Below are 6,265 nucleotides of genomic sequence, written 5' to 3'. Positions count from 1 at the left end.
AGTGTTTACTCCATTCAAAATTATTATAAATAAACATATGTTAAAATGTTTAAAAAGTTTATTATGCTTAGTAATTTAAAGGTTATCCACATTTTAAAATGATCACTATTTCATTTAAAACTGCATTTAAACTGGTTTATCTACATTTTCACATGTTGTTATATTTTTTGTTGAAAACTGTGTTAATTTCTTTTTGTAATTTTTGGTGTTGAATTAATCTTATTTTAGAGATGTAATTCTAAAACAAATTATTATATAATAGATGATGAAACATTATTTTTAAAAGCAAGGAGGTTTGGGTATGAAAAGAACTTGACAACCATCAAAAATTAAACACGCACGTGTTCATGGTTTTAGAGCTAGAATGGCTACTAAAAATGGAAGAAAAGTGATTAACGCTCGTAGAGCTAAAGGTAGATCTAAATTATCAGCTTAATTAATCACTTAGAATATGAAAAACAAAAGAATAATAAAAAAGAACTTTGAATTTCAAGAGATTATTGCTAATAAGAACTTTGCAAAAAATATTTGTTTTGTTCTATACTATAAACCCAACGATAAAGGTTATTTAAGATACGGAATAAGTGTTGGTAAAAAAATAGGTAATGCAGTGGTTAGAAACAAGATTAAACGCCAAATAAGAATGATTTTTAATGAAGTTGTTTCTTTATATGGTGATAAGTCATTTGATGTGATAGTGATAGTTAGAAAAGCAATGTTAGAAGTTAAATTTGACACATCATCTAATGCATTAAAAAAAATGATAAAAAATTTAAATAGTTAGGAGGAAACCGCTTGTATAAACAAAGCAGTAAAGTAATGAGTTACTTAAATCCTGAAAAAGGAAAAAAATCCTCAAAATCTTCTAAAGAAATTTTAAAAGTTGCAGTTAAATGACTAAAAGTTTTAGGTTTTTTATTTATTTTGGTTTCAATGCTATGAGGTTGTGTACAAATGTATCAACCACAATATACAGTTAACCAAATAGTTGATCTAACAGGTAAAAGTGTTTATGCTCCAGGAGTTGCATTTGAAATTATTATTAAATCTTTAGGTGAATCAGGATCAAAAATTCATCATTTTGCATACCAAAATGGAAAACTTATTGAATATGGTTTTCATTCTATAACTTCATGACAAGACACATTTGCTCAAACCCAATCACCGTTTTATGGATTTTTTGTCTATCCAATTGCTTGAGTTTTAACTGGACTAATTAGGCTATTTGCAGGAACATTAAATCCTATGTTAGATACTGCATCACAAACAAGTTATGGAGTTGCAGCTATCGCATCTATTTTTCTAACAGTGTTATTAATAAGAGCATTAACACTTCTTTTTACTTTTAAATCACAAGCAAATCAATATAAAATGCAAGACCTACAATTAAAAGTTGCTGATGTTCAAGCTAAATATAAAGATAAAAAAGATATGCAATCAAGACAAAAGCAACAAGCTGAGATTCAAGCAATTTATAAAAAAGAAGGTCTGAGTCAATTTTCAACAATAACAGGCTCATTTGCACCCTTACCGTTTTTATTTGCTATTTATGCAATTGTTAGATCTACAAGATCGTTAAAAATCGCAGCAATAGGTCCAATTGCTTTAATTGAAGGTCCTTGACAACAAATAACTCAAGGAAATTATATTTACATCACAATCATTGCTATTTATTTACCTTTGCAAGCAGTATCAATGTTATTACCAACCTTATTGCAAATGAAACGTCAAAAATCAATTTCACTAACTGAAGCTCAAAAAAAAGCCAGAAAAAAACAATTAATAATGCAAATTGTTATGATGGCTGTGTTTGTTATAGTTATTTTATCTGTAGCAACAGGAGTATGTATTTATTGAATTTTTTCATCATTATTTCAAATTATTCAAACTTATGCTTTTTATAAGTATAATGAAAAACATACCAAAGCTTCAAATCAGGAAAGACAAAGACGTTTACGTCAACAAGAAAAATTGAAACTTAATAATAACTAGAAGTGCTAAGTCACTTCTTTTTTTGTCTTTAGTTGAAGTACTTTAATGATTTTAATTTAGTATGATCTTTAAAATGCTTGTCTTATTTTTAACAATAAATAATAAAATTAAGATATAAACCAGAAAGGGGCGTTGCATGCCAAAATACTTATTTTCTGATTTTGATGGAACTTTAAGAAATCATAAAAATAAAAATAGTTTAGATATAGATCCTAAAGACTTAGAGTTTATCAAAGATTTTCAAAAAGATAATAAACTAGTTATTGCAACTGGAAGACCTTACAAGCAGATAAAAAAATATTTAATAGAGAACTATAATTTGTTTGCAGATTATTTTATAGTTAATACTGGTGCTGCTGTTTATGATAATAATGACAATGTTTTATATAAAATGATAATCCCAACAGAGATTAAAAATAAAATTATTGGATTTTTAAAAACTATTCAAGATCAGATTGAAGCTTTAGCGTTTACAACTGAGTATCAAGAAGCGTTTTTATTTCATAAAACAATAACACCAGAAGTTAAGAAATTCTTTTTAAATATTGATGTCTATCAACAGGACTTAAACTTTTTACTTGATAAAGACTTACTATGTTTTAAAATTCAAACCGATCAACAAACTTGAGATAGAATAGAAGACTTTTTAATCAAAAATAACTTTAAGGTTAATATCACTAAAAATAGTATCAAGAATAAATTATTTAATGAAATACACGCATTTGATGTAAGTAAAGGTGCTGCTATTAAAGGGTTGCAAAACCAATTAAATATTTTAGATGAAAATATTATTGTAGTTGGTGATGATTATAATGATCTTTCAATGTTTGAAATGTACTATCAAAACTCTTATATTTGTAAACAAGAACATAATAAACAGTTTAGAAATAAAGCAAGATATAGTATAGACTTTATAAGTCAAATAAAATATAAGTAAATAGAAACAAGGTGATTTTATGAGCAAAGATATAGAAAAAGTAACTGAATGAGTTATGAAAAAATTCCCGTTTAATGAAGATTTTGCTGAAGCTGTTGGAATCTTATGTATGGATGCTAATGATGATGCTGCTAAGATTGGAGAAACTAAAGAAGTTTATTTCCAATCTCCAGTTGGTGGGGCTTTATCATTGGTAAATTTTTGAATCGAAAAGTGAAGATTTCAAAGAGGCGCTAACTTTACTAATCTAGCTGCTGATATTATTTTTGATTTATCTACAAAAAATAAATTCACAGACGGAAATAAAAGAACAGCTTTATTAACACTTCTATACTTTTTAAAAATGTCAGGTTTTTGAATCAAAGAACCAGAATCAGCTGATTATTGAGACAAGTTAATCGAAGATGTTGTTGAAGAATTTAATCAAACAAAAGATACTGAAAAAATTAAAGAAAAACTAAGATCTAAAATTTTAGATAATTTAATTGTTGTTGATCAAAAGTATGAAGATATTACTGATGGTATGCAAACAGATCCAAATAGTGAAGTGATAACAGCAGAATATGTTAAAAATAATATGAGATTATGACAACAAGAAATTAAAGAAAATGAAGCTATTATGAATTCATTAAAAAGACTTGCTTCTAAATAGCTGATATTGCTAAGAGATCACAAAACAAATTAACAGACTAAATAGTAGTTAATTAAGAACTTTAGTCTTTTAGTTATTGAGAATAACTAACAAATTATAATATAATTAATATGCCGTAATAAAAATAACATCTGAATGAGTCAGGACCGGAAGGTAGCAGCTATAAGGAAATGTGTTTTGTATTACGGTTTTTTATTTGGAGGTTCTATGAAAGAATTTGATAAGATTTTAGAAATACTAATTCAAGAAGCTAAAAAAGCATTAATTAATCATGATATTCCAGTTAGTGCTTGTATTATCGATCAAAACAATAATATTATTAGTTTAAGTTATAATACTAATCAAAAAGAAAAAAGTATTTCTAATCATGCTGAAATCAATGTTGTTAATAATGTAATTAAAAAACTAGATAATTTAAACTTAACTAATTACAAATTAATTTCTACTTTAGAACCTTGTCAAATGTGTTATGCAGCAATTAGTTATTCAAAAATCAGAGATATTTATTATTTGTTAGATAGCATTAAGTTTGGAATTACTAACAAATATAGTATTAATGACATAAACATCAATTTAGTTCAAATAAAAAACCGTAAAAAACAAGAAGAATACCATAAAATACTAAATAACTTTTTTTGTAAAAAACGTTAATAAATATATAAGTTGTTTTTTAAAAAAATCTAAGAAGTTTTTAAAAACTCTTAAGTACCAGAGATATTAATTCTTATGTTCTTTTAGAACTTAAATATAAGATAAAATATATATAACCTGGCTAGGAGAATATATGAAATCAAATAAACAATCTCTATACAGAATTTACAGACCTAAAGATTTTTTGAATGTGGCTGGTCATAAAAATGTTATTGAAATTCTAAAAAATCAAATTAAAGATGACAAAATCAGTCATGCTCTTTTGTTTGCAGGTCAAAGAGGAACTGGTAAAACAAGTGTTGCTAGAATATTTGCAAAAACTATCAATTGTTTACAATTACAAGACTTTAACGCTTGTGATAAATGTTCAAACTGTATACTTGCAAATGATTCAAAATCATCAGATATTGTTGAGATTGATGCCGCTTCAAATAATGGTGTTGATGAGATTAGAGAAATTAAAAATTCTGTTTTAACAATGCCTTTAAATAGTAAGTATAAAGTTTATATTATTGATGAAGTTCATATGTTAACAAAACAAGCATTCAATGCTTTACTAAAAACATTAGAAGAACCTCCAGTTCACACTGTATTTATACTAGCTACTACTGAATTTGCAAAGATTCCACAAACTATATTATCAAGATGTCAAATTTTTAATTTCACTAAAATAGATAAGCATTCTTTAATTCAGAGATTGAGTTATATTTGCAGAGAAGAAGAATTTGAAATTGATCAGGAAGTTTTAAATGAAATTTATTATTTATCAGATGGAGCATTAAGAGATGCAATCAATATTTTAGAACAGTTAATGCTAATAAGTGATAAGCAAATCACTATTAATAATTTAAAATCAATATTTTTAATAGCGACTAAAAAAGAACAGCTTCAAATAGTTAAACAAACTTTAGATGATAATCCAGAATTTATTATTTCTTATTTTGAAAAAGCAAATGATCAAGCAATGAATTGAGATGTATTTGCTTTAGGTATCATTGAAATTATTAAGGAAATTGTTGAATATAAATTAACTAATAAAACGAATTTTTTAAGTGTACTAGGTATTGATGATGTTAGATTATTTGATGATCAAAAATTAGAAAAGATCTTTGTTTTAGCTGATAATCTGGCTGATGCTTATTCTAAAACTAGAAATTCAAATATAAGTTACAACTACTTGTTATTAAGTTTATTAAAATCAATTAACAGAACTGTAAATAACACTAGTACCAGTTTATCAGATAATTCAATACAAAATTCTCATCAAAATTTAACAGAAAATTTAGTTGCTGAATTTAAAGAAATTGAAAAAAATGCTAATAAAAAACAGCCACATATTGAACAAAAAAGTGTAACAATTACTCAAGATTCACAACCAAGCAACCGCACAAAGTTTATAAAACCTAAAATTGAGATTGTTCAAGATAGTAAAGATGATCTTTGCTTAACTATTACTGATTTAAAAGATAAATTAGATAATAGACTATGAGACTTTTTATCAACTCAGTCAACTTTATTAATTGATAACATTGATTTAATTAATTTCTTAGTGGCAACAAAAGAATTTAAAGAAGAAAAAAATAAAATTGATTACTTATTTGATGAATTATTTTCAACTTCAGAAAATGAATTATTAATTAACAGCACCCAAGCTAATAATTTGTACATGTTGTTGAACACAAAAATAATGACTGTTACTGATAGCGTAATAATTTTAAAAACACCAACTAAAGCACAAGCTAATTTAATTAATCAATTAATGTTAGATGAACAACTTTTAAACTTCATTAAAATTTGATTTAAAAAACCATATTTTATTTTTGCAATTGATGATATTAAAAAAAAGGAACTATTTACAATTTTTAGCGACTTAAAGTCAAAAAATAAATTGCCACAATACAATAAGATAACATTTGAACAAATAAAAAGTAAGTATTTTTCTAATCAATCAACAACTGATCAAAAAACTGAAGATTTAATTAGTAAAGCCAAAGTGTTGTTTGGTGATGATGACTTTATAATAGGTGATTAAG

7 protein-coding genes and 1 other RNA gene are annotated in these 6,265 nt (G+C 25.5%); all 8 read left to right on the top strand.

From position 1 onward, the window contains the following. The first annotated feature begins 301 nt into the window (after positions 1-301). The 8 genes from rpmH to dnaX all read left to right on the top strand — a co-directional run bounded on the left by rpmH (position 302) and on the right by dnaX (position 6,264). Positions 302-436 carry a 50S ribosomal protein L34 gene (gene rpmH, locus MPUT_RS03565; RefSeq protein ID WP_014035413.1) on the top strand — a complete coding sequence of 45 codons (135 nt, stop codon included), beginning with the start codon at positions 302-304 and terminating at the stop codon, positions 434-436. 15 nt (positions 437-451) lie between these two features. Then, positions 452-784 (top strand): ribonuclease P protein component, encoded by a 333-nt coding sequence (gene rnpA, locus MPUT_RS03560; RefSeq protein ID WP_014035412.1) that lies wholly within the window; start codon positions 452-454, stop codon positions 782-784. Between the two features lie 11 nt (positions 785-795). Next, entirely contained in the window at positions 796-1,992 is a 1,197-nt protein-coding gene (yidC, locus tag MPUT_RS03555; protein ID WP_014035411.1) for a membrane protein insertase YidC, read from the top strand. 136 nt (positions 1,993-2,128) lie between these two features. Beyond that, positions 2,129-2,929, top strand: coding sequence for a Cof-type HAD-IIB family hydrolase (locus MPUT_RS03550; protein WP_014035410.1), 801 nt, complete (start codon positions 2,129-2,131; stop codon positions 2,927-2,929). A 19-nt stretch (positions 2,930-2,948) separates the two neighbouring features. After that, entirely contained in the window at positions 2,949-3,581 is a 633-nt protein-coding gene (locus MPUT_RS03545; protein WP_014035409.1) for a hypothetical protein, read from the top strand. A gap of 105 nt (positions 3,582-3,686) precedes the next feature. Next, positions 3,687-3,782, top strand: an RNA gene (ffs, locus tag MPUT_RS03685) — signal recognition particle sRNA small type. Between the two features lie 6 nt (positions 3,783-3,788). Further along, complete coding sequence (locus MPUT_RS03540; RefSeq protein WP_014035408.1) at positions 3,789-4,232, top strand: nucleoside deaminase; 444 nt, start codon at positions 3,789-3,791, stop codon at positions 4,230-4,232. 133 nt (positions 4,233-4,365) lie between these two features. After that, a complete protein-coding gene (dnaX, locus tag MPUT_RS03535) occupies positions 4,366-6,264 on the top strand; it encodes a DNA polymerase III subunit gamma/tau (protein WP_014035407.1) in 1,899 nt (632 codons plus the stop codon). Position 6,265: the final 1 nt, after the last annotated feature.

Source organism: Mycoplasma putrefaciens KS1 (assembly GCF_000224105.1).
In the GTDB taxonomy this organism is placed as follows: domain Bacteria; phylum Bacillota_I; class Bacilli_A; order Mycoplasmatales; family Mycoplasmataceae; genus Mycoplasma; species Mycoplasma putrefaciens.
This window is presented reverse-complemented; position numbering and strand designations above follow the sequence as displayed.